Origin of the sequence: Runella sp. (genome assembly GCF_965279615.1) — a bacterium.
In the GTDB taxonomy this organism is placed as follows: Bacteria; Bacteroidota; Bacteroidia; order Cytophagales; family Spirosomataceae; genus Runella.
On record NZ_OZ257252.1, the window covers coordinates 1,598,832 to 1,622,689 of the forward strand.

Consider the following 23,858-nt stretch of genomic DNA (forward strand, 5'->3'; position numbering starts at 1 on the left):
ATAGTTTATTTTTGGAACTGTTGATGATATATTCCGGTTACCAGTGGGTAACTACAAATTTTAACTATGAGAGACGACCGATTTTGTAATTCGAATTGCCCGTTTACGCGAGCTATTGGCACCATTGGTAACAAATGGAAGCCGATCATTATTAATGTCATTGGTACCCGTACCATTCGTTTTGGTCAGTTAGATGCCATTGTACCCCACATTTCAAGGAAAGTACTGGCCGAACAGTTAAAAGAATTGGAAGAAGATGGCTTATTGGAACGATTGGCCTATAAGGAACTACCGCCCAGGGTAGACTATAAGTTGTCAGAAAAAGGCTTGGCTTTTTTGCCGATTTTAGAACACATAAAAGAATGGAATTTGAAATATGAAGTAGCTACACTCTCCAAAGAGACGGATTACAAATGGAGTAAACTCCCCCAAGATTGCTAGCCTAAAAAGGCCGGAACAGACGCATTGGTAGTTCTTTTATAACGCCCATTTCCTTATTTAGCTAAGTATATTGATTATTGTCTGTCTCGCAAAACGCTGGGCCGCCGTTGCGGGCGTATAAATTTACTGTAAACTAGAGATAAGAAGCTGAAAAACAGACTGTAAAAGCACCCTGCAAAATTGTTCAATAATGAATTTTATGTAAAATAGAATCATTCAATCTATATCCTTTAACTGCTTTCTAACTTCTTTTGCCTTTACTTACTAATAGTCAATTACGAAAATCAACTTTGTTTTAAGAACTTTGTCAACTAATTTACGGGCAATCATTAATGGGGCATTAAGGCTTCGCCCAATTGTTGTATCCCCTTATGGAAAATCGCTCTAATTATTTCAAATGGATATTGTTCATTCTGATGGGTCTGATAACCTTAACTGTAGTCTACTATAAAGTTTTGTTGTATTCGCTTCCATCACCTGCCCTCAATAGACTGCTTGCAACAAAGTGGGTATTGGTTCCCCATATACTATTTGCTTTCATTGCTCTGCTCACAGGACCTTCTCAGTTTTCTGACCGTTTGCGGAAACGAAATCTACCACTCCATCGATTATTGGGCAAGGTTTATATATTGGCTATCGTATTGGCAGGCTCCTTCGCTCTTGTTTGGAGTTTTCTTTATGCTCCAATTACTGAGCCGGCAAACGTTCGGAGTATGACTCAAGCTGTGGTGTGGCTACTGACGACGCTAATCGCATGGTTAGCTGCTGTGAACCGACAAATTGGGGTGCACCAAGTCTGGATGGCCAGAAGTTATGGCGTCACATTTACATTTGTTCTTTCCCGTTTTTTAAGCCGCTTACCTGCTGTTCGCCAAATGAGTGATGAGCATTATATTCATTTTTTATGGATACTACTCGTTTTTTCACTTATCATTCCTGAATTATTCCTAAATGGAAAATTACTGTTAACCAAGCAGCCCAAACGTAAATTTTCCTAAATCAAAATAGATTAAAAAACCAAATAGTGTGTCAATCATAACTTTACCTAACAATATTAAGTAATTTGCCAATGCTTCAACCGTCTTACAAAACGGGCGTTTTTCTCCGCAACCGGCTACCGCATATTAAAGTTATCATAATAAAAGTAACGCTTATCGAAATTGCATACGGACAGCCGTTTTAAAAGGCACTCGGCAAAGGCAGGCGGTCCGCAAAACCATATGCTCACGTTCTCAAAACTGCCAACGGAATCGAAAACCATATCTGCTGTAAGATGCTTCTTTTTAACAGAATTCAGATGATGAAGGTTTACACCGGCTTGTTGGCATAAATGCTCCAAATTGTCAGGAAATAAGATATTATAGTCACCGCGAGTCGAATACCAAAAGTCGATTGGTTGTTGGGTAGCGCCGGAATTGGCCAATTTTTCCAGACGGCTTATGAATGGAGTGATACCTATGCCACCGGCAATCCATATTTCTCTTCGGCCGGCCATCTCGGATTGTGTCGCCAAGTGGAAGAACTCTCCGTAAGGACCTTCGATTTCAACTTCTTGCCCAATATATATTTGATTACCCAGATTTTTGGTAAAGTCACCCAGTGGCTTTACCAAAAATCGCAAGGAATAAACATCATCTCCTGAAGAAGCGATAGAGAATGGGTGAGGTTCTTTGTCGTGCGCGAAACGGAGAAAAGCATACTGACCGGGCTGGTGCAAGAAAGATTTCTTGGTAGATAGTTGTATATCAACTACGCTATGCAGATTTTGATTTACATCACTAATGGTAGCAGTAAATTTTCTCGTTCTTCCAATGCTCTGGAAAAGACAAATTATCGCAGATACAACACCTAACGAAACAAGTAACAAGAGCAGATAGCCCGCAGATGTTCCTAACCAATGTTCTTTCAGTTGTGCAGTAGCACCATGATAGGCAACCACAAGAAAAACAACAGGAAACACCTTGTGTGTTTTACGAAATACCCGGTATGGAATTTTTTTAACTAACGCTATAATTACAAGAATAATCAGAACATAAAACGTCCATTCTACCAAGACGACACCACTTTGAAAAAGGTTTATTTCCAGATCCGAAAATCCACTTCCATCAGTCAGTTCGCCCGGGTCAGGTATAATTCCGGATTGTACAAGCCATTCAGGCACTTTTTCACCTAGCCAATGAAATAGAATTAGCACAGTTGAAAAAATCCCGGTCCACTTGTGTACTACATATGCCTTGTCCAGGCCATGCATTTTGTGGTTTATCCATGGAACACGTATAGAAATAACCATGGACAACACCATTAGCGAAAGGGAAGATACCCCTGTCAAAAAAACAAACTGCTCTCGTAATTCCCATCCATTAAGATTTTCAATCAGGTGTTTTGGTCCTGAGGAAAATCCGTAAATTATCGCTGCGACCACAAGGGCTCCTGTGGTCCACTTGGCTGTAGAGTCCATTGACCTTAAAATTTTTGATTTAATTAGTGGCAAAGATGATTTGACAGACTTTTATGACCGAAAATGCCGCATTGATTACATCGTTTCAATTACCAGACGTTTGCCGGTAGTAATGGCAGTATCATATACGGACTCAATCTCAGCAAGCGGAACTTTGACTGTTTCAATTTTGAGTTTACCGTCAGCTGCCAGCTGAAACATCTCAGGAAGAATTTCACTAAATAACTTTCCGACATCCTGACGGCTCCAACTTCCTAACCCGGATCCGGTAAGCTGCAAATCAACGCTTCGTAAGCTCATCGCAGATAGCTTTAGAATGTCACCTGCCAGACTGCCAACTGACACAAATCGTATGTGGTGGGTGAAAGATCCTTTACCTTTAAAAGCCATCAATAAAAGTTCAGAAGTATGGCCCCACAAGTAATCAATGATAATGTCGACCGGTGTCTGACTATGAAGCGACTGAATTTGAGCCACAAATTCTTCATCTTCCTGCTGAACCGAAACAATTTCATCAGCCCCCAAATCCGGTAGTTCCTGCAGGGCATCCGGATTACGTCCCGTGGCAATTACTCTTTTTGCACCGTAATGTTTGGCGATCTGAACGGCAATGCGCCCGGTAACACCGGTTGCACCGTTAATAAGTACTGTATCCCCGGATTGAATTTTGGCTTTAAATCTAAGTGCCATAGCTGAGCCGATCACCGCGTTTGGCAGTGCAGAAGCTGTTGCATCATCCAGATTATCAGGCAAAATCACCATCCGGTCTTTATCTATAATAGCCTGCTCGGCAACCATTCCGCTCACGCCGATTGCATACACACGGGTGCCGTCTGCCAATAATCCCACCCCGTCTCCTCCAATTACCGTGGGTTGAGCGGCATTAACCGTTCCACTGGAATAGTGTTTACCGCTTGCTCTGCTTCGGTCAACGTGTTTTAACGCCGCGACTCTAACGCGCATTAATAATTCATTGTTACCCGAAATTTCAGGAACCGGCCATTCTGTATATTTAATCAGTCCCTCTGGTGGATTCATCACAGCTGCTTTCATCTTACCTTTTTGTTTAATTTGATACAACAAAGGTATATGGCCGACATGCCGTCAAACGATAACATTTGTTACCAAATTCGGGATGTATCATTTTGTACGTGCTAACTTGCCTTTGATCCGGCTCAGATGAACGCGGCTTACACCCAGATAAGAAGCTATGTAATGTTGGGGAACGCGCTGAATAATGTAAGGATGTTGGGTTAACAGATTTAAATACCGCTCCTGTGGGGTATCGCGGATAAAAGAAAGAAAATGCTGCATGTAATGAATGGTACGCGCAAACATAGCTTCCATAATCTGACTGCGTATGGACGCTATTTCGCTGACTTGCTCTAACATTTTTATTACATCTGTTTTATCAATCCACCATAATGTACATGGTTCAATTGTTTCGATTGAAAAAAAACTTGGGGTGTTATTTTTAAAACTTTCAATAGAGGATACAGTGCTGTATTCAAAAAAAAACTGGAAAGTCATGTCTTCCCCCTTGTTGTTGAAACATACCCGTAAACCACCTTTTTCAATAAGATAAGCCTTTCTGGATATTTCGCCTTCATGCAGCAAAACAGTCTTGGCCGGAACCTCAATGCGTTTGAACAAACCTAGATATTTTTCCCAGTCGTCATCGGAAATTGCAAAATTGGCTCTGAATTTTGCCAACACAGACAGGAGGCTGAAAATGCTTTGTTTTGACATACAATTAAGAGAAAAATTTATTACCAATAATTTGCATTAAACCTGTCAACAACGACTTAATTTTCCGGCATGTATCACCCTGAAATAGCTTGACAAATTTAAGGTATTTCAGGGTGATACATAAATTCAAAATAGGACTTGGACTAATTGTCCATTCTATTAGCCGGGATAGGCGGTCTTATGCTTTATAAACAGATTTGACCGGGTGTAGCTATAATTGCGCTCATTACCTTCTTCATAATACACCTGTTTGCAAAGACCTACTATAAGATTGATACCCATACAGATAAAGTCCGGTTTATTCTTCAGCAAATCCCTGGAGATCAACTCAATTAAGAAAATCGTTGAAACTCGTAACCCCATAAGCTCACCCGCACTCTCGCTTGATCGAATCGAGCTGATCTACAATTGATTTGACAGTGTACTGATTTCACCAAAAGATAAAAAAGGGTTTATCCAAGAGTTGATAAAAGTGAACCCCGGCATTGAAGTCCAACTAAAAAACAGGGAAGGCTTAGGGTAACCAGGACAAAATATCAGGAATGATCTTCTTCGCTCTTATAATTTGTGGGCAGATAAATATAATGCCACCCATAAAACAGCATTTCGGGCCGCTTTCGCGGGAGGTGTACCGATTTACGCATTAGGTTATTTCGATACACCTTTGCTCATACCGAATAGTGTGTCAATCACGACTTTGATTGACACATATAAAACCTTTTATTACTTGTATTGTTCCTTGTTTCGATAAGCGTAAAGTGTGGCTGTACCGATTTAACCCCTAGGTTATTTTGGTACACCTTTGCTCATGCCGTATAGTCTACTAAGTATGGAATAAATTATCGGCCTGCCAATACTTTCTATATGATTACGGCTTTGTCAAAAATCTATTACAAAGACACTGCAATCTTTGCCTGCTCAATAAACGGCCGTTTGATGAGCACAATTTGAATCAAATAGGAGAGCATCTGCTATTTTGATTATTTATGTATAAAGAAAGGTTATTAGAAGAGCCCTGCCCAACAAACGACCGTTTGTTGGGCAGCTCACCGGCCTTAGAAAGGAAATTTAGAGAAATATGTCTTTTTAGGCAGATTCCGACAATCTGTGTTACCTTCAAAAGCAAGTATTCCAAAAAATCAATCAGCTTAAGCCCGAAGATTTGCTTCGAAGGGGTTTTCACCTTCAAAATCAACACTTTTACCAAATGGTAAATTACAGCTGAAGCCAATTGCTAACTTTGCAACATGGAAGAATTGATAGAGTTTATTTTGCAGTTCGGTAATTTGAACAGGCAACAAATTGACCTTATTACCGGCAAAGCCAAAGAAATAAGACTTCGGAAGGACGAGTATTTTTCTGAAGCAGGGAAAATACCCCGGCAAGTCGGTTTCGTTGTGGAAGGTGTTGTTCGTGGCTGTTACTACAACAACAAAGGAGAAGAAATTACACGTTGCTTTATTTCTGAGAATAATTTGGCAGTTGATTACGTGAACTTTGAAGCAAACTCAGCTTCTGCCGAATATTTACAAGCCGGTACAGATTGTAAACTTATTGTATTTTCAAAACAGGATTGGGAAGAACTTTCGCATACCATTGTGGAATGGGATAACATCAAAAACAAAATGGTTCAAAAGTGCCTTTATCAAAAATCCCGAAAAAGCCCGGTAATTTCTCAAGATGCCACTACACGCTATTTGGAATTTTTAGAAAATTACCCAACACTTACTAACCGTGTTACTCTTTCACATATTGCTTCATACTTAGGCGTTACACAACAATCATTGAGCAGAATAAGAAAAAATATCAAATGATTTTGCTTTTTACCAAATGGTAAATGACTTCGTTCTTCATAGTGAAATCTTTGCACTGTAATTTTAAAAACAGTAAAAATGAAGACAGCATTTATCACAGGTGCCAACAAAGGCATTGGCTTTGAAACAGCCAAACAACTATTGCAAAAGGGTTTTTACATTTATCTCGGAAGCCGAAATTTGGAGAATGGCATAAAAGCCGTTCAAAAATTAAAAGCCGAAAACTTAACGAATGTTGAAATCATTGAGATTGATGTAACCGATAAGAATTCAGTAAAAAATGCCCGAATTGAGATCGGTAAAAAAACAGATACCTTAGACGTTTTGATTAACAATGCCGGCATCAATGGCGGAGCACCGTATACAGCACTTGAAGCAAGCCCAGAGCAATTTTTAACTGCATTTAATACCAATGTGTTTGGCGTAGCAAGTGTTACACAGGCATTTATTGATTTATTACGCAAATCACCTGAACCAAGAATTGTGAACGTAAGCACAAGCGTTGGTTCACTTACACTACAAAGCGACCCTAATTGGATGGGTTACAACGTTGCAAAATATGCAGTTTATGGTTCATCAAAAGCAGCTTTAAATATGTTTACTGTTCACTTAGCTTACGAACTCAGAGATACCCCATTCAAAGTAAATGCAGTTTGTCCGGGATATACAAAAACGGATTTTACAGGATACAACGGTGGCGAAGTGGAAGAAGCAGGAAAACGCATTGCCAAATATGCCTTGTTAGATAAAGATGGGGTGACAGGTAAATTTATCAGTGAAGAAACAAACCCGACAACCGGGGAAATTCCCTGGTAACAAATTTCAACTGCACAGGGTCAAGCACATTTGCAAACTGCTCAAAGCCAACACGCAGACCAAAGTTTGCAAAAGAGCTTGTCCTTTCCTCCCAAGACATAATCTCCTCCTCTCTTTTTTTTCTCAGCCGACATATAGCCAAACTGCAACAGACTACGGAAGTCAAAGAACCACACCTATAACAGCGTTTTGAATGCGGCCTGTCAGCCTAAAATATATTTTAAACAGGGTTTCAAAAGGCTCTTTATAACAGGTGTACTGATTTAAACACCGGTTTATTTCCGTAGATCTATGCTCATGGCAGATAGTCTACTCAGAATGGAGTAAGTTATCAGTCCGCCAATATTTACTATATAATTACGGCGTTGTCAAAAATCTATTACAAAGGCCCACTAATCTTCACCTGCTCAATAAACGACGGTTTGTTGAGCACTTATTCAGCTTTGAAATTATCTCACTAAATCAAGAACTAAATTTGGAGTATACCGCTCGGCGGCCGCATTGATAAATGAGATGGCAATATGAAACAGTTTTTATCCACCAAATCAAGTAGTTTCCGGCAGTATTGCCAGTCTCAGAGAAATGCCCGATTTGAGAGACGGAGAACTGAGCGAAAATTGTCAGGATTCTGATTTCTATATTATGGAGATTTTCGGCTCAATAAACCCTGCATGCCGAGAATTAATCTACTCATATCTGCTTTGCTGTTTGCCAATAGAACACAACCGGCTTTCAATTCGGGGAAAGCGGAGATATGGGACCTGAATCCTAATGAACTCCCGTTATGCTGAATGTCTCGATTGACTCCCTGGCCCCTGGTTCCCCAACCAAGGCCGGTGTTGTTACGAGTGAATTGATGCGTCAATTTAATGGCCGTATCTTTCTCCTCAATTTGAGACTGCAAATAGAGGGTCATATCCGCCAAATTACTATGAATATCACCGGCAGGACCAAAGATGCCGCCGTGTTGATACATGATCTGATTACCATTTTCGCTGTAGGGCAGAGCCATCTGTGATTTGTCTTCATCGACAAGATGGTAGAATGTATGATGCATCCCCAAAGGTTGGCTAATATAGGTTTCAATTAATCGGGAATAGGGTTGATCATAGATGTTTTCCAAGATATGCCCCAGCAAGGCCATTCCCCAATTGGAATAGTCAAATTTATAACCCGGCAAGGTATCCGGCTTAAACTCCCGGAGTGCTTGGTAAAACCTCAACGAGTCCATATTGCCTTCCGGATTCAACGGGTTTGCCCCCGATTGTTCTCCGACAGCAGGAGGTAAGGTTGGTAACCGAGCGGTGTGATTAGCTAAATGCAGCAAGGTAATAGGTTGACCGGCATAACTCAGGTTAGAAAAATCTCCCGGTAAAAATCGTCGAATATCGTCATTGAGACTAACCTTTTCCTCCAAAACAGCATGTGCCAATAGGGTAGCCGTAAATGTTTTGGTAATGGAGGCAATTTCATAGCCTGTTAATGAGCTTGGAACTGTTTCGCTGCCTCGCCTGATTTCTCCGTAATGATAACTGTAGTGCTTGCCCTCTTTTATGAATCCGATAGAGAGACCGGTCGCTTGCGGGTTCCGAAAATAATCTCGAGCCAAACTATCAATGCGGTGATCCAAAGCAGTCTTTAAAGGATTGGTAGTTTTCACCTCGGGAGCCATGGCAAGCAATTGGGTCGGAGCATTAGAAAATCCGAAACTGCTGAATTTGCCTTGGGGGGTGACTTTTAAAAAAAGAATTAGGTCTCTGACTTCGGAGGCCAGCCGATAAGCAATGCCTCCTCTGATTTCTTCCTGTGAAACGACTTTGAGGATGTTGCCGCTATTTCGATTTGCTTTCAGGTAACCCACTAATCTGGCTTCTGAAATATTTTTCGTAAAGGCTGTATCCGCCAATTGATAAATTCCCTTGAAATCATCTCGGTTGAAACGGGCGATAATGGTGTCCCTGACCTGCTCGATTTGAGCTAACGCCGAAAGGGCGAAAAGAAATGTGGAACCGGTTAGTAGTAAAAGACGAATCATAAAATGGATAGATAGGGGTTGCTATCCATGTGACAAATATCTTGCCGGCTGGATCAAAAAGCCACTATAGGGCAACAACATCGGTTTTCATTTGTTTCTATGTCCTGAAACGGACAATGTTATGGCTAAAAACGGACAGTTGGATAGTGCTGATCACGACTTTGATTGATACATATAAAACACTTTATTACTTGTATTGCATTCTTACAAAATCCATGTAGTGTACCGATTTAACCACTAGTGTATTGACAATTTAATTTTATGTATTTAATTTGAGAATAAACTCACTTTATTCTCATGTCAAGGCACTCAAGAGCACTTACTTTAACGGATACTGAAAAAGCCGAATTACTATCCATTACCAAAAAAGGCACACATAAAAGTCGTAAAATCATAAGGGCCAAGGCTTTATTATTGCTTGATTCCGGCAAAAGCCGCCTTGAAATACAATCTGAATTGGGTATAGACAGCAATAATTATTATAAAATCAAGAAACGATATTTTGCAGGGGGTCTTTCGAGTGCATTAGAGGAATTACCTCGCAGCGGTCAACCACCCAAAATAACAGAACGCCTGGAAGCCCAAATAACAAGTATTGCCTGTAGTGATGCTCCGACAGGTTCGGCAAAATGGACTTTATCGCTCATCAATGAGAAACTGGTTACGTTACACTATATTGAAACCATATCCAATGAATCTATACGCCAAGTTTTAAAAAAAGCAGGCTTAAGCCTTGGTTAAAGCAAATTCGGACCGCCGATGCGGTGGTGCATTGGTACTATTACAGGCGAATATCTTGCTAATATGGAAGATATTTTAGATTTATATGCCGAAACTTTGCAGGAAAATGTGCCAAGAATCTGTTTTGAACGGTACGCCGTCGCGGGAACGTCCCTGTCAATTATTAGATGAGGTGCTAACACCTATTCCCCCTAAACCAAATTGTACTAAAAAAGAGCATCAGGAATATATAAGAAAGGGGGTTTGTAATGTTTTATTAGCTTATGACATAGATGCCGGTAAGCGTTATCTGATGGTAACAAAAACCAAAAACAAGGCCGATTATGCTCATTTTATGAAATGGTTAATTAGTACTCATTATCCCAATAGTGATAAAATAAAACTTGTTCAAGACAATTACAATACTCATTCGTACGGTTCATTTTATGAAAACTTGCCGGTTGAAGAGGCTCGCCAAATTAAGAAAAAACTTGAATTCCACTATACACCTAAACATGGGTCTTGCGGGGCCGCCCGTGCGGTTAAATATGGCAGAAATAGAGTTTTCGGCTCTCTCAAGACAATGCTTAGATAGAAGAATTCCAACAATGGAAATACTTGAATCTGAGGCATTGATTTGGCAACAAAATAGAAATAACAATGCTATTAAAGTGAATTGGTCGTTTACCACGGAAAAAGCCCGTAACAAAATGAAAACCAGATATAACGAAATTAATAGATAAAATTAAATTGATAATGCACTAGTTTTAAGACGTATACAAATAATATGGTAAGCAAAAAGCCTGATATAAGTCCGGAGAAGGCATAGATGGCAATTTCTCCCCTGTGTAACTTTAATGTTTTAAACAGCATGGTTTTGGAGTGGAGTTTTGTGATCACAAACATAGATTAATGGTGTTTAAAACACAAATTCAGCCCTACCCAAGCTAAAAACACTTTGCTTTTATTCTCCGGAATCAATGAACTTTCAATCCTCCCAACTGTGACTATGCCAGATTAATGAAAATAGACTCTCAACAGGTACTTAGGTAGGAAAAGGTGAAGATTTATCGTACGCAAAACAAGCCTTGGTAATTTGTTAAGGCTTGTTTTGCTGAAATATTCCAAATTAAATCAATCCATTCTTGCGTAAATCATCAGCGAGACCGGATGTAAGCAGGGTGGCATAGTGCCTCTCCGTAACCTTTACTGACTTATGCCCTAGAATTTTACTAACACTTTCTATGCGAAGCCCGGCATTGAGCAGATACATACCTGCCGTTTTTCGGGCTACGTGTGTGGAGATTTCAAAGGCGTTTTCTAGCCCCGCAACTGTCGCAGCTTCTTTAATAAAGTCATTCATTTTTTGGTTAGAAATTACCGGTAATTTATAGTTGTATTTTTCAAGCAGGGCTTTTGTTGTTACAAATACAGGGATACTGCTTAACTCGGTTGATTTGTTTCGGTAGATCATTATCCACTCCGTTTCCTTGTCGATTTTAATATGCCTCTTATTAAAGTTCAGTATTTCATTGTAAGCCATTCCTGTATAGGCTTGAACTAAAAAACAATCTACTACTTTTTGGAGTCTGTCATCGTAGAATGTGCAATTAGCAAGTTGACTTAGTTGTTCCTGCGACAGGAATTTGATTGGCTTTGGTTTATCTCGTTTAGGTTTATATGACAGGGTACAGTTAAAAGGTAAAACTGACTCTACTACCGTCCAGTCTAACATTGCTTTAATTGAAGCAACCGCTCTGGCTGAGTGGGTTTTACTATTGCCCAAGCTTTTGTGATATTTCACATATTGCATTAACCATTGCCCGGTTATTTCCGTTAGTTCAACATCTTTCCGTTTTAGGCTTTTGATAATGTATTTCTCAACTGTATTGTAGCGGCTATGCCAACAGTCCAGAGTGTCCCCCTTTACTTCATCTGCTTTTACTTCATCAATATATTTCCGGTAATAATAAAGCAATGTCCTTGGTGTAGGGTCTTGTTTTGTCGTGTAGGCTTGTTTAAGGATTTCAGCAGATATGGGCTTATCATACTTGCGCAGCTCATTGTAGATAGCGTCTATATCATCTCGAATTTGAGTAAGCTTTGCGTTTTGCTGGCGTGCAGATTCCGAGTGACCACGAATACGTTGGGCTTTGTTATCCCAATCGGCATGAAGGCAGCCTACCCCTGTAGCCATGTCTGAACGGGCAGCTACTCCATTTAATCGCAGCCGAACATAGATGTAAAGCATCGCATCTTTTGGCGCGTTTTTCTTTGTGCGAATCCGGAAGCGGATTACAATTCTCATTCTGGTTTTTTGATTAACATACAGTTTGTGTGTTTTGATAGTTTAAAACTTGTCGCACATCACAAAAACCATACATAGGTTGAAAATATATTCCAATAAATTATGTTTTATTTATCAAACGGTTGGAGCTACTAAGAAGGGTATATTTCGCTTAAATTAGCACAAAAAGGTACATTTATTATAAATGTCGGCACTTTTATAAGCACATTTAATATGACTTTTAAAAACCAAAAATGATGTACCCCAATTTTTTTGTGTGCACCCAAAAAAGTAGGTACTTTTACCCCGAAGATGGCTAGGGACTTAAAGCAAAAAAGCCCTCTGGAGGAGGGCTAAATGGCTAATACGTTAAACTAAGAAGGTTTTCGGTGATCCCGCTGGGGGAGCATTTTTTCAAACAAAGCCGTGTTAATCAAAGCCTTATATTTTTTTGTTGAAACATTTGTTGTGTGTTTCATGTAATTCTCCATTCTTTTAACTGCTTATTGTTGATGTTTACGAAGGTTTTTTGCCTTGAAAAGTATGCCTAGAGCCGCTTGATAACTTTTCGTATTATATAAATTACGTATATGCCTTTTTTCGCTTGCACCCTAATTATTGCCCCTCATTAACAACTTCAATATTTTTTAAGCGATCATTATCTTTTTTCAATTCTACAATCTGCCGGAGGTATTCAATCTCACGGTCTTTTGCTTCAAGCACTTCTTTACTTATCAAAACCATATCATCCTGCTTCTCTTGTCGTGGGGTGCCAACTTCATAAAGAAGGTCGTTAGTGGTCACTCCAAGTATCTCTGCTATCATTCCAATTTTTTTTGCCTCTGGCATAATGTCCTTTCGAAACCAATCGCTGATTGAGCCTTGCTTCATTCCCAATTGCTTTGCTAAGGCAGTTTGAGTTACGCCTTTCAAGGCCATGTACTTCTTTAGATTAGTTCCAAATACGGTCATAAGTCTATAAATTATAGATTCGTTCTTTGAATTATAGAATCTATCTATATACATTTGCATAGAGTATTTTACAGTGAGCAATTTACACAGAGTTACCATGAAGGAGCAAAAAAAAATGCTTGAAAGGCAAAAAAATGTCGAATTCGACATTGATCACTGGCGTGAACGGTTTGCCAAATTAAAGGATATCCTTCCTAAAAATTGGATGGAATGCCTGGCTGAATTTAACGCTGCCTACAATACACATCAGGGAAGCCTAACCATGACGGCTGTGGCCAATAAACGCGCAGGTCTTGCCAAAACAGCACAACTGGTGACAGATCTGGAACAAATGCTGAAGGCTCCTACTAAGCCCATAACTGTATTTGATAAGTGGCAAAAAAAGAAACTTTTGACTGACAAATAAGATGGGCTACCGGATACTGATTATTGTTTTTGTGCTGCTGTGGACTTGGCTCCTATGGGAAATGAAACGTGCACCTCATAGCAAAAACCACAATGAATATTAATCCTGTACTAAGTGCATTTGCGCCTCAAATCATTGCGCTGCTGGCGGCAGTGATTCTTCTTCCTTACCTACTTCATAAGAGTTTTAATTCGAAACATAAACGATAAAATAAGATGGGAATATTTTGGCGAACGAGCGCGGTAGGCGCTGAACTGATTCAGGCTTCTGATGAAGCTCCTAAGGACGAAAAAGTGCTGGGGGCCGTAGAGGTTTCGCATGGCTACTGCTTTCCCTGGGCAAAAAATTCGCACGGTATCGTGATTCATTTGGTGTCCCGATTTTCTGAACACTTGGAGAAAGCCAAAGCTGATGTGGTTAAATACCTCACTGAAATAGGGTTATTGACCGAAACCCCCACTGAAGAATGAAAACACTCGCTCAAACTTTGGGGGTATTTGTTGGGCTTATGATCGTGGGGGTATGCGTGGCTATTGGTTTCTATGACCGTCGGGAAAAGAAATCTTACGATAGTAAAAATTGGTGGGATTCACATGATAACGGTGCACACATTCAATGACTATGCCACGTATCGCCAAATACCAAAACTCGCCTAAAGTACTGAAAAACAGTACACCCGTGACGGTTGCCGATGTGGAATTTGCCGTCAACCACGGAAAGCATAAGATATTCTCTGAGGCTCAGCAAGGGGCCTGCCGCAGAATACTGAATGATGGCCTCCGCGCACTGCCGTTTAGTTATTCTTACCCTTCGCTGACAAAAGCCTATCAGCTTGAATTACTGCGTTTGGAAAGCCTTTTAAGACATTTCGATTTATACTGACATATCCCCCTGCTCCCGAAAGGGTATTGGTTAAGGGTTTGAATTAACAGTCTCTAACCTGCCGGTTGTGCAGGTCGAGAGCAGGGGCCAAACCTTATTTTATTATGAAAAAGAATACTATTATCCACGGGCCTGCCTTGTCAGGTAAAACAAGAAAAGCCAAGGAACTGGTTGGAAACAGGAAAGCCGCATGGGTTGATTTTAGATTTATAAAAGAACTAACGAATCCGCGATTCTTAAGTCATGTAAAAAAAGACGATGAAGTAATAGTTTTTGATGATGTTCCGTATGCCATGGTATCTTCATTGAGCACTTTTCTTGTTGGTAAAATTACTATTAGCCCACAAGCTGAAGAATCATTTGTACTGCATGATATTGAGGTTATTATCACAATTGCCAGTGTTGTTTTTGACCTAAGTTTAAATGTAAGCAATTCAGCAGGTTATGTATTAATTGAGTGCCCAATAATAGGCTCGTCAAATTCTTCTCTATCAATAGTTGAACCGTCTGAAAAAAGCACTTTCTCCTTCAGCTTCAAAATCAATAAGAAGAAAATAAAGGGAAAGATTGAAGCCGAAACTCACCGCGATGCCTGGCTTAAAGTACTTCATGCCGTCGATACGCTTGAAAAATTGGGCGGCTTGAGTGTCACAGATGTAAACATTCCTCCCCTGCCACATCAGCCCGTTTTTAATCCGAACGAGCTTTTTGCCTCCCTTAATTAAGTACCCAACCTTTACCAATAACCCGACCCAATGCCAAAGATTGATATTACCAAGTTGTTTGCAGAAGACGGCGGCCGACGCTTTATTATTCACCTATACCCCGATTCTGAAGAATGCTTTGACAACCCCACCAAGAAGTTTAGGATGCGCGATGAGAAGTCGGCAAGTGCATCTATCAAACGAATGGAATCCGGTGAGTGGGGCGCCACTGATTTTGGCGATGAAGGCAAGTGGCGTAATGCCATCCGATTGGCTGAATTTAAGCTTAGTATCAGCTATGGTGATGCGATCAAAATGGTAGCGGAATTTTATAATTACCAAGATGATGCCATCAACTACAAACCCCGACCGAAATACGAAGAACGCCCGGCTAAACCCGAAGAAGCTGAAGGGCAAACCGATATAGAGCCAAAGGAATTTACTGAAGCTGAGTGCAAAATCATCCTTACCGAATCGGCATGGGCAGCATTGGACAAGGAAGAAAGTAAGCGTTTTGAGGCCGCAAAACAGCTTTTTCAAGTGTACCATCTCAAAAGTCTTCACAGCTATTCTACGGTAAATAAAGGCAAGTACCTAAAACGGATCAGTTCGGAGACGTTCCCTATTTTTTATTATGATGAAGGCACTTGGGGAAAGTTATATATGCCGAAAGCCGACCACGATAAACGGTTTCGGTACCGGGGTACCAAGCCAAAACACTTTATTCACGGATTGAAGCAGGCTCATGATTTTATTACAGAGCTTCGTAAAAAGAAGCTTAATGATCAGGGCACTAAAGACACTGAGTTTGCTCCTACAGCTGAAGATATTGCCAAGGAGATTGAGCAAATGGAGAATGTGAGGTTGCCTATGATCATTCGATGCTCGGGAGGCTCTGATGCGCTGAACGTGGCTGCCTTGGGCTACCGGGTTTTGTGGCAAAATTCGGAAAGTGAACAGTTGGAGCCAAGCGACTGGAAGGAACTCAGCAAGATCGCATGGAAAATCTATAACCTTCCTGACATAGATGCTACCGGCCGTAAGCAGGGGCATCAATTGGCCATCAGCTTCCTGAAGCTATACACGCTGTGGCTTCCTGATGAACTCCTGAAGCTGGATGAAAACGGAAAAGCAACAAGTAAGGATCTGCGTGATTGGCTCAAGTCAGGAAAGAAAAAATACGACTTTGATCGGATGGTGGCCACTGCGCTGCCGTATCAGTTTTGGGACGAAGAGCAGCAGTATGATGCAGATGGAGAGAAAAAATACAAGTTCGGACGGCTGCTGTATCAATACAAATTCAACCATGTGCAGGCGTATAATTTTTTAACCCGGAACGGCTTTGCCCGATATAAATCGGAACGGGAAAAGGAAGGCTTTTTCTACATACGTATTCAGGATAACGTAGTGTCGCGCATCGAGGCCAACGACGTCAAAAACTTCATTCATTCTTTCCTGGAAGAAAGAGCCATGACAGATGAAAACATTACGCAGGATCTGCGCAACTCCATGTACATCACCAATCAACTGAGTGTTTCCAATTTGGTGAACCTGCCACTCGTTGAGCTTGACTTTAAATCGTATGGCTACGATTTTCAATACTTCTTTTTTCCTGATGCCACTTGGAAGCTCACACCGAAAGGCATCGAAGAACATCAGGGGCTTGTAGGTGGTAAATATGTGTGGGAAGATAAAGTAATAAGTTACCCTACGAAGCCCGGCCAAAAAGCCAGGATTAAAAAACTGGACCCATTCTTTAAAATTGAAAAGGTGGATGGCCATTGGGACATTGAGGTTTTGGACATGAAGTGTATGTTTTTCAAGTTCATGATCCAGACAGCCCGGATGCACTGGAGAAAAGAATTGGAGGAGCGGCCACAGCTGTGGCTAAAATACGATACGGCTAAAAAGCAGGAAGAATACAGTCTTGAGCACGGTCTAAGTGACGAAGAGCAGCGTTTATTCTTTGTACGGCGCACTTCTGAACAGGCTCAGGAGTATGTGGAGGCAAACCGATTTGAGATTGGCGGAGCACTGCTGACTCAAGCCGAACGGGCTGAACAAAAACACCACCTTGTTAATCGTATCTATGCTTTGGGCTATATGCTGCATCGATATAAAGACCCGGCACGTCCTTGGTGTGTTTGGGCGATGGACAATAAGCTGAGCGAGTTGGCAGGAGAGGATGCCAAAAGTAATGGTGGTAGTGGAAAATCATTAACAGGAAAGGCGCTTCGTTGGATTTGGCGATATTGTGTGCCGCTCTCGGGCCGTAATCCCAACCTGACCAAAAACCCACACATTTATGACAAGGTATCGAAGCAGACCGACCTGATCACCGTCGATGACTGCTATGAATACCTTGATTTTGGGTTTTTCTACGGGGATATCACCGGGGATATGACCCCCAACCCGAAAAATGCGCAGAGCTTCAGCTTAAGTTTTGACGAAAGTGCCAAGTTTTGGTTTGACTCTAATTTTGGGGACAGAGACTTTTCAGAATCGACCCAGCGGCGAAAGTTGGTAACGGCGTTCTCGGATTATTATCATGAAAATAATGGCCACTATCTGGAAACGCGCTCCCCTGCCGATGATTTTGAAGGAAAACGCCTCTTCTACGACTTTACGCCCGACGATTGGAACCGCTTTTACAACTTTCTGAGTCAGTGCCTGCACTTCTACCTTGCCACTTCTGAGAAGGTTAAACCCCCAATGAACAACTTGGCCAAGCGAAACTTACTGAGCGCAATGGGAGGGCGATTCTTTGAATGGGCTGAGGTCTATTTTGCTCCGGACAGCGGCCGGCTCAATGTGATGGTAGTCAAGGAAGAGGCGAAAAATGACTACATGAATTCTGAGAAAATCAGGGACCTCAGCACGCAGAAATTCACAGACTACTTGAAAAAATACGCTGAATACTACGGCCTTATCTATAATCCTTCTGAGTTTCATAATTCTCAGGGCCGAATCATGCGCGATGCAGGTGGTGGTGTAAAAAAGGAAATGGTGTATTTCAAATCCCGTACCGTGGCCACTACCCCCACCTCCCCCGATGACGATGAATGGACCAAACCACTCCCCAAAGGAACGGACTTCTGATTTGTAACTTTTTAACTTTTTTTAAACATAAACACGAGTATAATGACTAAAAACAAAACGGTACAGCTCTCTTATCAAGAGGTGACAAAAGCGCCCAATCTGCTCTATATGGCAGTAATGGAGCACATGAAAGACCTGGTTGCCAAACACAATCAGGGTCAGTTTCATGAGATAACCGAGAAGCCCGAAAGCTTAAAAACTGCGCTTGAGACTAACATTGCCGAAGTGATGAATGCCGCGCCCGAGCTTCGTAAAGCTCTGCTTATATCGACTCCCAAGCCGCATCCTACCACGCCACGCCGCCGCTATGTGGGCCTGATTTGGGATACCAAGGAGCGTACTGTACTTCTTTGCCAGATCACTTATGTATTGCCGGAAGGAGGTGAATATGGAAACTGAAAACAAATCAGGCAGCAGGATTCCGATTGCAGATGCAATCAAAATAGGTGAGACACACGGTTACTCTCAGGTAATCATTGTGGCATGGGATGGGAATACCGGATCTACTTCAGTAGTCACATGGGGGAAATCTGTGACTGAATCCGAGATGGCGGCCAAAGGCGGGAATTTCGTAAAAAAAGCACTTGGATGGCCTGATGATTTATGCCATGCTGAATCTGCCAGAGTTAAACGCAAAAAGCGACTATTGCCATTGCCGAAAGGAGGTGAGAAATGCGAATCTTAAAAGTAAGACAGCTCAAGCCAATCACCTTAGGCGGTTTTGTATTTCCTGTTAACTGCTGCGTTTTAATAGACCTTGATAAGGTGAAGCCTGTGGCAAAAAAGGAGCACCAAATAGTCTACCAACAGGGCCGCACCTTTGGCACAGTGGGTGACTACTGCATGAGCTTCAACCATGACAAATTGCTCGAAATGGAGAAAAATGGTCTTGTAGAAATTACGAGATCAAAAAGCAAGCAGAAAGGGGGTGAAGGATGATTCTTCAATATGTAGCTCACACTAAATCATCGAAATTTATCCATTTGCAGGCAAGAGCACTTACTCAGAAGGTAGTATATGAGTCGAATCTTACTTCCAAAATATTCGGTGCAAGCGAAGATGATCTGCGCGGTTGTATGCGTGGCATCCAATCTGAAATCGATCATTTTCCCCGTATAAATTGCGGATTTCTCAGCACTTATATCAAGGTGGAAATGGAAATTAAATCAGTGAAGGTTTATCACGAGACTACCAATGATAAAAAACTGCTTTGTGAAGTGGTGGAAGGAGGTGAAGCATGTGTGCAACCTTAAAAATCCTCACATTGATGGAGTTGGCTAATGAACTGCCTGGGGGAAAATGGATAGTAATTCTCAGCAAAATTCCTGAAGGCAATAACGTTGATGAAACCTACAAAAAGACCGGCATTCCTGATCGACGTAATTGGGTACAATATCGGCTCTACAAAAAGCAGGTAAATGCTCGAAAGGCTTTTCATAAAAAAAGGGAAAAGTATTGGAAGGAATTTATCGTGACCAACAACCTTTTGCCTTTCAACTGATGCCGATCAATTACAAATTCTATCCTGAAAACTGGTTTACAGAGCTTCGGCCTGCGGTATTGACCCGTGCTAACAATGCGTGTGAATGCTGTAAGGTCAAAAACTACGCTGTGGTCCGCTGGGATGAAGACAGAGAGGCTTATTATGAATACGATGATGAGGAAACGCCTGACTGCTTTTCAGTTGCCCTAAAACTCCGTATCCATTTAAAAGCATCGCATTTTTATGCTGATTGGTTGGTGATCGTACTCACTATCGCACACCTCGACCACGACATAAAGAACAACGATTTGGCAAATCTGAAGGCGCTCTGCCAACGATGCCATCTGAAACACGACCGTTTTGACAACGCTCGTCGTAAAAAATTCGGGAAACATTACGAAGTCGGACAACTTAAAATCAATTTAATATGGCAAAAAAATTAAATACAATCGGGTGGCGCCTTTTTATCGGCTTCAATATTTGGTACATGGTTCAGAGCTTTATCGAAAAAGATAATACTGAGGCAATTGCCTGGCTTTGTTGCGCCTTCTACGGCCTTCTTATCTGGTTTTCTGATACTAAAAAGGAGTGGATTCTTACCGCTGAAATGCCGCTCGTTGAGGGTGAGGAAGTCATTGCGCATCATTCTGAATGGATTGATGAAGACTATAATCCTAAGGGCACACGCATCGGATTTTTGTTGGATGGGAAATTTGTAACGGCCGTCTGGAATAACTACCAAGACTACTATAATACAGAAGACGATTTAATGCCGACCCATTATCAAATCATTGATCCTACACCAAAACTAAAAATCACTACCGGTTCACCTCAAAAACCTTACTGATATGAATACTGTTCCCGGAATAACAGACGCGGAAGCGCCACCATTTACGGACGTTGAAATGCAATTTCAAAGCCTGCCAAAAGAAGTACAGGTACGTATACTTGCTCAGCATTGCGACCGATTGCTTAAAGATAATGATACGCTGGAGGCTGAAAACAAATACCTGCGGGAGAAAAATGCTGAGCTTAAACAGGCAAATGCTATTCAAAAGAAGATCAACGATAATACGAGGATTGAAATAAAACGGCAACAGAAGGATTTGAATCTCTATAGAAAGTTTGTCAATAACCGATCAGTCGTAGGTCTTTTCAATAAATACTGTAAAGCCAATGCCCGAAATAAGTGATGAATTGCGTATGCTCACCGAAGGCAGTATTTGGATTGACGATAAACGACGCACCGTATTGATCTGGCGGATTCATTGGGCCAATGCTGAAAATGTAGAGAGCTTTGATTTGTTGGTGGTGGACGATTTTACGTTTGTGAATCGTCCCGCCAAACAAATAGAACAGTACGTCAGGGATAGAACCATGCAGTACTGCCGTGATTGCAAATGGAAGTAGTAACCTTTTAATAGAAATCTTATGCACGAATTTCAACTTTTATTACCCAATGGCCAATACATTATTTTAAAAGGTAAACTATTGGTACCTCAGGAAAAGCGTCCTACCATACTTTATGACCAAGGTGCTGAAATAGTAGCAGTGATTCCGGATAATATTCCTATTTGGAAATTAGACGCAATCAATACTCAAAAAGATACCGTTGCCAAAAATTGTAACGGTAACTGCGGAATGAATTACTGCGATGAAAATGGCTGTAATGAGCGCAAAAGAGTCCTTACCGACTTACCTGCCCCCCTCCCGATTGAAATGGATTCAAAAACGCCTGAATAACGCTAAATAATAAATCAATGAGTGAATTTAGTAGAGGATACCAAAGAATAGAGGCTTCATTTGCCAACGGCACAAAAACAGAAGTAAGGCATTGTTTAAAATACGGTGTGGGTATGATGTACTGGTATTTTATACAATTGCCCTGCAAGGGATGGGTGCATTTTGATATTAGAAGTTTACAGGAAGAAATACCTAAAGATTGTATTCTAACTGATAAGTCTTTGCCATTTGTGGCTGATTTGTTTAAAACTAAAGATTGGCAATACTTTAAAAAAATTGGTTATTAATTTCTATAACTATGCAAAACGACTTTAAAACCGACGATGAGCGGCCCGCTTATGACACTTTCGTAACCGTGACAAGCGGCGATGGAAGAGAAGTCAAAATCCCTGCCCGATGGCTGCAAATTAATCCTGAGCAACAGATCATAGCGCTGGCCATGAAGCCCGAACACGCCGAAGCGATGGAATGCCCCAAAGAAGGATACGAAGCCCGCCCCATGGGCCTGCTCTCGGAGCAGGGCTTTATTTTCAGTGCTCAGATCACCAACTCACTGATAGTGCAGGGTTGGGATTTTGAAAAATGGCCGGACCCTGCACTTATATTGATAACTCCTGAAGGTGAAGAACATGAAGAGCATTGCTGAACTTTTGGAGTACATTGAGAGTCACTTGACTATACAGCGGGAAAATATTCCCGAATCCCAACTGGAAATATTAACTCATATTTTCAGCGATCATGAAGAGGCGCTAAAAAGGTTAGCTGAAAATGGTAAGCCCTTCATAATCATTTTAGGTTCTAATCTTTCCGGGTTAGAACCTCTTTTATCTCAAAAGTTCAAAACGCATGTCAGTCCATTAATTAGCCCTAACCAAATTCTGATCATGTCAGATGAATGGGAGTCATTAAGATTTAGGTTTCCTCCTGAACCTCCTGTATTGACTGATGATTTTTACGCGTTTGCCCGGATTGATTCTTCTCCTTGGTGGGATATATATAAACACTTTAAAAACAAATCCGATGGCGACACAAGGTTCTTATGAGATTCCCGGCATCTTGGGACAGTTTCTGATGGCCCGGGGAATCGAATACGACAGCCATCAGGAACGGATAGAGCCGTGGCGGTGGTATAAGATTGAATATGTAGTGGAAAAGTCTGGATATTGGGTAACACCTGTTTAACTTTCCTGCCATACTTCTCCCTAAAAAAAATACAAAAAATCCTTTTAACAGGCTGCCCGAGGGGGCGGCCTTTTTTGTGCCTCAGAGAGAGGCCCTGACTTTTCCTCCTTTCCCTCCTCTTAAACTCATAATATTTTTGTAACTTCTTATCCCTTGGGGAAAAGTGCGGTTTAAATAGTGTGGAAATCAGGGTTTTAGCAGAAATAATATTTTCTTATCTTTTTGTACCTAAAAGGTAAGAAGTTACAAAAAATAAAAAAGAAGAATTAGCCTTTGGCCTTGATAAGGGTACAAATACAAAAAAAAACAGACCCGGGTACAAAATCAATTATGCTGTTTTACCTTTTAATCTCCTGAAAATCAGGATACAAAACGCAGGTACAAAAGTTACAAAAAAAAAACCACTTTGGAGCCGGGTGCTATTCCGGACAGAAAGAAGAACAACGGCCTGAAACGAGCCGGAACACGCAATAAATATCTTGGATTCTTCGTATCTTTCGGAGATTATTAATCCACCTGACCACCTTATGAGATACCCCGGCAATGTGCCGCTTGTGATCCAAGTCACAGACCTGGCCGCGCCATGGCTTCGCGCGAAATGTAACCATGACAAGCCTCTGCAAATTGAGTGGAGTGATGTGCTGACAAGCTACCTCTACTGGACGGCCCAATGCCCCCGTGTATTGGATACTTCGATGGAACCCGGATGGAAAAAGATTGAAATTGAAATCCCCCATTTTCATCATCGACGTTGGAACTTCTTTACTCCCGGACAGCCTCAGGAAATATTTTCCGTACTGGAAACCCGCCCCTGGGTGAAATATGTTGAATGGCTGATAAGACAGGAGCTGTATCAGTACATGCAGGAAGTCGGGCAAATGGATGGCTTCAATCTTTTCAGCCAAAAATATGGCTATCAGCACAACGGTGAATTGGATATGGAACGGGAAATAAGAACATTTCACAATCACCGCTCGGCGGGAATGGTGGCCATGTTCAGCAGTTTTCCTTTCGAGAAAACCTACGCGTAGGTTCTTATTTTCCTTTTTGTGGGTGAGTCTAAGCAC

The 23,858-nt window shown here is 41.3% G+C and carries 34 protein-coding genes; 28 read left to right on the top strand and 6 right to left on the bottom strand.

The genetic code is table 11. From position 1 onward, the window contains the following. Positions 1 to 66 precede the first annotated feature (66 nt). Positions 67 to 441: a winged helix-turn-helix transcriptional regulator gene (locus ACQY73_RS07030; protein ID WP_428663367.1), complete on the top strand. Its 375-nt coding sequence runs from the start codon at positions 67 to 69 to the stop codon at positions 439 to 441. A 371-nt stretch (positions 442 to 812) separates the two neighbouring features. Beyond that, the gene (locus ACQY73_RS07035; RefSeq protein ID WP_428663369.1) at positions 813 to 1,439 is read left to right on the top strand and encodes a DUF2306 domain-containing protein; all 627 of its coding nucleotides are present in this window, start codon (positions 813 to 815) and stop codon (positions 1,437 to 1,439) included. Between the two features lie 116 nt (positions 1,440 to 1,555). Here the strand turns inward: ACQY73_RS07035 and ACQY73_RS07040 are convergent, their stop codons facing one another. The 3 genes from ACQY73_RS07040 to ACQY73_RS07050 all read right to left on the bottom strand — a co-directional run bounded on the left by ACQY73_RS07040 (position 1,556) and on the right by ACQY73_RS07050 (position 4,615). Beyond that, positions 1,556 to 2,899: a ferredoxin reductase family protein gene (locus tag ACQY73_RS07040; protein WP_428663372.1), complete on the bottom strand. Its 1,344-nt coding sequence runs from the start codon at positions 2,897 to 2,899 to the stop codon at positions 1,556 to 1,558. Between the two features lie 75 nt (positions 2,900 to 2,974). Beyond that, positions 2,975 to 3,937: a quinone oxidoreductase family protein gene (locus ACQY73_RS07045; RefSeq protein ID WP_428663375.1), complete on the bottom strand. Its 963-nt coding sequence runs from the start codon at positions 3,935 to 3,937 to the stop codon at positions 2,975 to 2,977. A gap of 102 nt (positions 3,938 to 4,039) precedes the next feature. Beyond that, on the bottom strand, positions 4,040 to 4,615 hold the full coding sequence (locus ACQY73_RS07050; RefSeq protein WP_428663378.1) for a Crp/Fnr family transcriptional regulator: 576 nt from the start codon (positions 4,613 to 4,615) through the stop codon (positions 4,040 to 4,042). A gap of 304 nt (positions 4,616 to 4,919) precedes the next feature. On the opposite strand from ACQY73_RS07050, the gene ACQY73_RS07055 reads away from it, so the two are divergent. The 3 genes from ACQY73_RS07055 (at position 4,920) to ACQY73_RS07065 (ending at position 7,278) form a co-directional block, all read left to right on the top strand. Further along, positions 4,920 to 5,060, top strand: coding sequence for a PH domain-containing protein (locus tag ACQY73_RS07055; RefSeq protein ID WP_428663382.1), 141 nt, complete (start codon positions 4,920 to 4,922; stop codon positions 5,058 to 5,060). An 835-nt stretch (positions 5,061 to 5,895) separates the two neighbouring features. Beyond that, on the top strand, positions 5,896 to 6,462 hold the full coding sequence (locus ACQY73_RS07060; RefSeq protein ID WP_428663384.1) for a Crp/Fnr family transcriptional regulator: 567 nt from the start codon (positions 5,896 to 5,898) through the stop codon (positions 6,460 to 6,462). 78 nt (positions 6,463 to 6,540) lie between these two features. Next, positions 6,541 to 7,278: an SDR family oxidoreductase gene (locus ACQY73_RS07065; protein WP_428663387.1), complete on the top strand. Its 738-nt coding sequence runs from the start codon at positions 6,541 to 6,543 to the stop codon at positions 7,276 to 7,278. 640 nt (positions 7,279 to 7,918) lie between these two features. Here ACQY73_RS07065 and ACQY73_RS07070 read toward each other — a convergent pair. Continuing rightward, positions 7,919 to 9,313, bottom strand: coding sequence for a serine hydrolase domain-containing protein (locus ACQY73_RS07070; protein WP_428663390.1), 1,395 nt, complete (start codon positions 9,311 to 9,313; stop codon positions 7,919 to 7,921). A 297-nt stretch (positions 9,314 to 9,610) separates the two neighbouring features. Between ACQY73_RS07070 and ACQY73_RS07075 the strand changes: the two genes are divergently transcribed. Beyond that, a complete protein-coding gene (locus tag ACQY73_RS07075; RefSeq protein WP_428663392.1) occupies positions 9,611 to 10,054 on the top strand; it encodes a helix-turn-helix domain-containing protein in 444 nt (147 codons plus the stop codon). Between the two features lie 106 nt (positions 10,055 to 10,160). Next, positions 10,161 to 10,628 carry a transposase gene (locus ACQY73_RS07080; RefSeq protein WP_428663395.1) on the top strand — a complete coding sequence of 156 codons (468 nt, stop codon included), beginning with the start codon at positions 10,161 to 10,163 and terminating at the stop codon, positions 10,626 to 10,628. A 534-nt stretch (positions 10,629 to 11,162) separates the two neighbouring features. Here the strand turns inward: ACQY73_RS07080 and ACQY73_RS07085 are convergent. Beyond that, a complete protein-coding gene (locus ACQY73_RS07085; RefSeq protein ID WP_428663398.1) occupies positions 11,163 to 12,341 on the bottom strand; it encodes a tyrosine-type recombinase/integrase in 1,179 nt (392 codons plus the stop codon). A gap of 594 nt (positions 12,342 to 12,935) precedes the next feature. Beyond that, positions 12,936 to 13,292 carry a helix-turn-helix domain-containing protein gene (locus tag ACQY73_RS07090; RefSeq protein ID WP_428663401.1) on the bottom strand — a complete coding sequence of 119 codons (357 nt, stop codon included), beginning with the start codon at positions 13,290 to 13,292 and terminating at the stop codon, positions 12,936 to 12,938. Between the two features lie 97 nt (positions 13,293 to 13,389). On the opposite strand from ACQY73_RS07090, the gene ACQY73_RS07095 reads away from it, so the two are divergent. The 21 genes from ACQY73_RS07095 (at position 13,390) to ACQY73_RS07195 (ending at position 23,822) form a co-directional block, all read left to right on the top strand. After that, a complete protein-coding gene (locus ACQY73_RS07095; protein ID WP_428663404.1) occupies positions 13,390 to 13,698 on the top strand; it encodes a hypothetical protein in 309 nt (102 codons plus the stop codon). A 215-nt stretch (positions 13,699 to 13,913) separates the two neighbouring features. Then, the gene (locus ACQY73_RS07100) at positions 13,914 to 14,168 is read left to right on the top strand and encodes a hypothetical protein (RefSeq protein WP_428663407.1); all 255 of its coding nucleotides are present in this window, start codon (positions 13,914 to 13,916) and stop codon (positions 14,166 to 14,168) included. Beyond that, positions 14,165 to 14,317, top strand: coding sequence for a hypothetical protein (locus ACQY73_RS07105; protein ID WP_428663410.1), 153 nt, complete (start codon positions 14,165 to 14,167; stop codon positions 14,315 to 14,317). The genes ACQY73_RS07100 and ACQY73_RS07105 overlap by 4 nt, the downstream gene beginning before the upstream one ends. Before the next feature lie 2 nt (positions 14,318 to 14,319). Beyond that, positions 14,320 to 14,580: a hypothetical protein gene (locus ACQY73_RS07110; RefSeq protein ID WP_428663412.1), complete on the top strand. Its 261-nt coding sequence runs from the start codon at positions 14,320 to 14,322 to the stop codon at positions 14,578 to 14,580. A gap of 104 nt (positions 14,581 to 14,684) precedes the next feature. After that, on the top strand, positions 14,685 to 15,305 hold the full coding sequence (locus ACQY73_RS07115; RefSeq protein ID WP_428663414.1) for a hypothetical protein: 621 nt from the start codon (positions 14,685 to 14,687) through the stop codon (positions 15,303 to 15,305). A 30-nt stretch (positions 15,306 to 15,335) separates the two neighbouring features. Next, positions 15,336 to 18,383, top strand: coding sequence for a hypothetical protein (locus ACQY73_RS07120; protein ID WP_428663417.1), 3,048 nt, complete (start codon positions 15,336 to 15,338; stop codon positions 18,381 to 18,383). A gap of 108 nt (positions 18,384 to 18,491) precedes the next feature. Then, on the top strand, positions 18,492 to 18,782 hold the full coding sequence (locus ACQY73_RS07125; RefSeq protein ID WP_428663420.1) for a hypothetical protein: 291 nt from the start codon (positions 18,492 to 18,494) through the stop codon (positions 18,780 to 18,782). Next, positions 18,772 to 19,068, top strand: coding sequence for a hypothetical protein (locus tag ACQY73_RS07130; protein ID WP_428663423.1), 297 nt, complete (start codon positions 18,772 to 18,774; stop codon positions 19,066 to 19,068). Before ACQY73_RS07125 ends, ACQY73_RS07130 begins: the two co-directional genes overlap by 11 nt. Beyond that, positions 19,056 to 19,322: a hypothetical protein gene (locus ACQY73_RS07135; protein ID WP_428663426.1), complete on the top strand. Its 267-nt coding sequence runs from the start codon at positions 19,056 to 19,058 to the stop codon at positions 19,320 to 19,322. Before ACQY73_RS07130 ends, ACQY73_RS07135 begins: the two co-directional genes overlap by 13 nt. Continuing rightward, entirely contained in the window at positions 19,319 to 19,636 is a 318-nt protein-coding gene (locus ACQY73_RS07140) for a hypothetical protein (RefSeq protein ID WP_428663428.1), read from the top strand. The genes ACQY73_RS07135 and ACQY73_RS07140 overlap by 4 nt, the downstream gene beginning before the upstream one ends. Beyond that, complete coding sequence (locus tag ACQY73_RS07145; RefSeq protein WP_428663431.1) at positions 19,621 to 19,884, top strand: hypothetical protein; 264 nt, start codon at positions 19,621 to 19,623, stop codon at positions 19,882 to 19,884. The genes ACQY73_RS07140 and ACQY73_RS07145 overlap by 16 nt, the downstream gene beginning before the upstream one ends. Further along, positions 19,839 to 20,309: a hypothetical protein gene (locus ACQY73_RS07150; protein ID WP_428663434.1), complete on the top strand. Its 471-nt coding sequence runs from the start codon at positions 19,839 to 19,841 to the stop codon at positions 20,307 to 20,309. The genes ACQY73_RS07145 and ACQY73_RS07150 overlap by 46 nt, the downstream gene beginning before the upstream one ends. Then, positions 20,294 to 20,713 carry a hypothetical protein gene (locus ACQY73_RS07155; protein WP_428663437.1) on the top strand — a complete coding sequence of 140 codons (420 nt, stop codon included), beginning with the start codon at positions 20,294 to 20,296 and terminating at the stop codon, positions 20,711 to 20,713. The genes ACQY73_RS07150 and ACQY73_RS07155 overlap by 16 nt, the downstream gene beginning before the upstream one ends. Position 20,714: 1 nt before the next feature. Continuing rightward, positions 20,715 to 21,059: a hypothetical protein gene (locus tag ACQY73_RS07160; RefSeq protein ID WP_428663440.1), complete on the top strand. Its 345-nt coding sequence runs from the start codon at positions 20,715 to 20,717 to the stop codon at positions 21,057 to 21,059. Continuing rightward, positions 21,043 to 21,276 (top strand): hypothetical protein, encoded by a 234-nt coding sequence (locus ACQY73_RS07165; RefSeq protein ID WP_428663443.1) that lies wholly within the window; start codon positions 21,043 to 21,045, stop codon positions 21,274 to 21,276. Before ACQY73_RS07160 ends, ACQY73_RS07165 begins: the two co-directional genes overlap by 17 nt. A 21-nt stretch (positions 21,277 to 21,297) precedes the next feature. Next, positions 21,298 to 21,609 (top strand): hypothetical protein, encoded by a 312-nt coding sequence (locus ACQY73_RS07170; protein ID WP_428663446.1) that lies wholly within the window; start codon positions 21,298 to 21,300, stop codon positions 21,607 to 21,609. Positions 21,610 to 21,626: 17 nt separating this feature from the next. Next, positions 21,627 to 21,896 carry a hypothetical protein gene (locus ACQY73_RS07175; protein WP_428663449.1) on the top strand — a complete coding sequence of 90 codons (270 nt, stop codon included), beginning with the start codon at positions 21,627 to 21,629 and terminating at the stop codon, positions 21,894 to 21,896. Between the two features lie 11 nt (positions 21,897 to 21,907). After that, entirely contained in the window at positions 21,908 to 22,255 is a 348-nt protein-coding gene (locus tag ACQY73_RS07180) for a hypothetical protein (RefSeq protein ID WP_428663452.1), read from the top strand. Next, a complete protein-coding gene (locus ACQY73_RS07185; protein WP_428663455.1) occupies positions 22,239 to 22,652 on the top strand; it encodes a hypothetical protein in 414 nt (137 codons plus the stop codon). The genes ACQY73_RS07180 and ACQY73_RS07185 overlap by 17 nt, the downstream gene beginning before the upstream one ends. Then, positions 22,630 to 22,791 (top strand): hypothetical protein, encoded by a 162-nt coding sequence (locus ACQY73_RS07190; protein ID WP_428663458.1) that lies wholly within the window; start codon positions 22,630 to 22,632, stop codon positions 22,789 to 22,791. Before ACQY73_RS07185 ends, ACQY73_RS07190 begins: the two co-directional genes overlap by 23 nt. Before the next feature lie 527 nt (positions 22,792 to 23,318). Then, positions 23,319 to 23,822 carry a hypothetical protein gene (locus ACQY73_RS07195; protein ID WP_428663461.1) on the top strand — a complete coding sequence of 168 codons (504 nt, stop codon included), beginning with the start codon at positions 23,319 to 23,321 and terminating at the stop codon, positions 23,820 to 23,822. Positions 23,823 to 23,858: the final 36 nt, after the last annotated feature.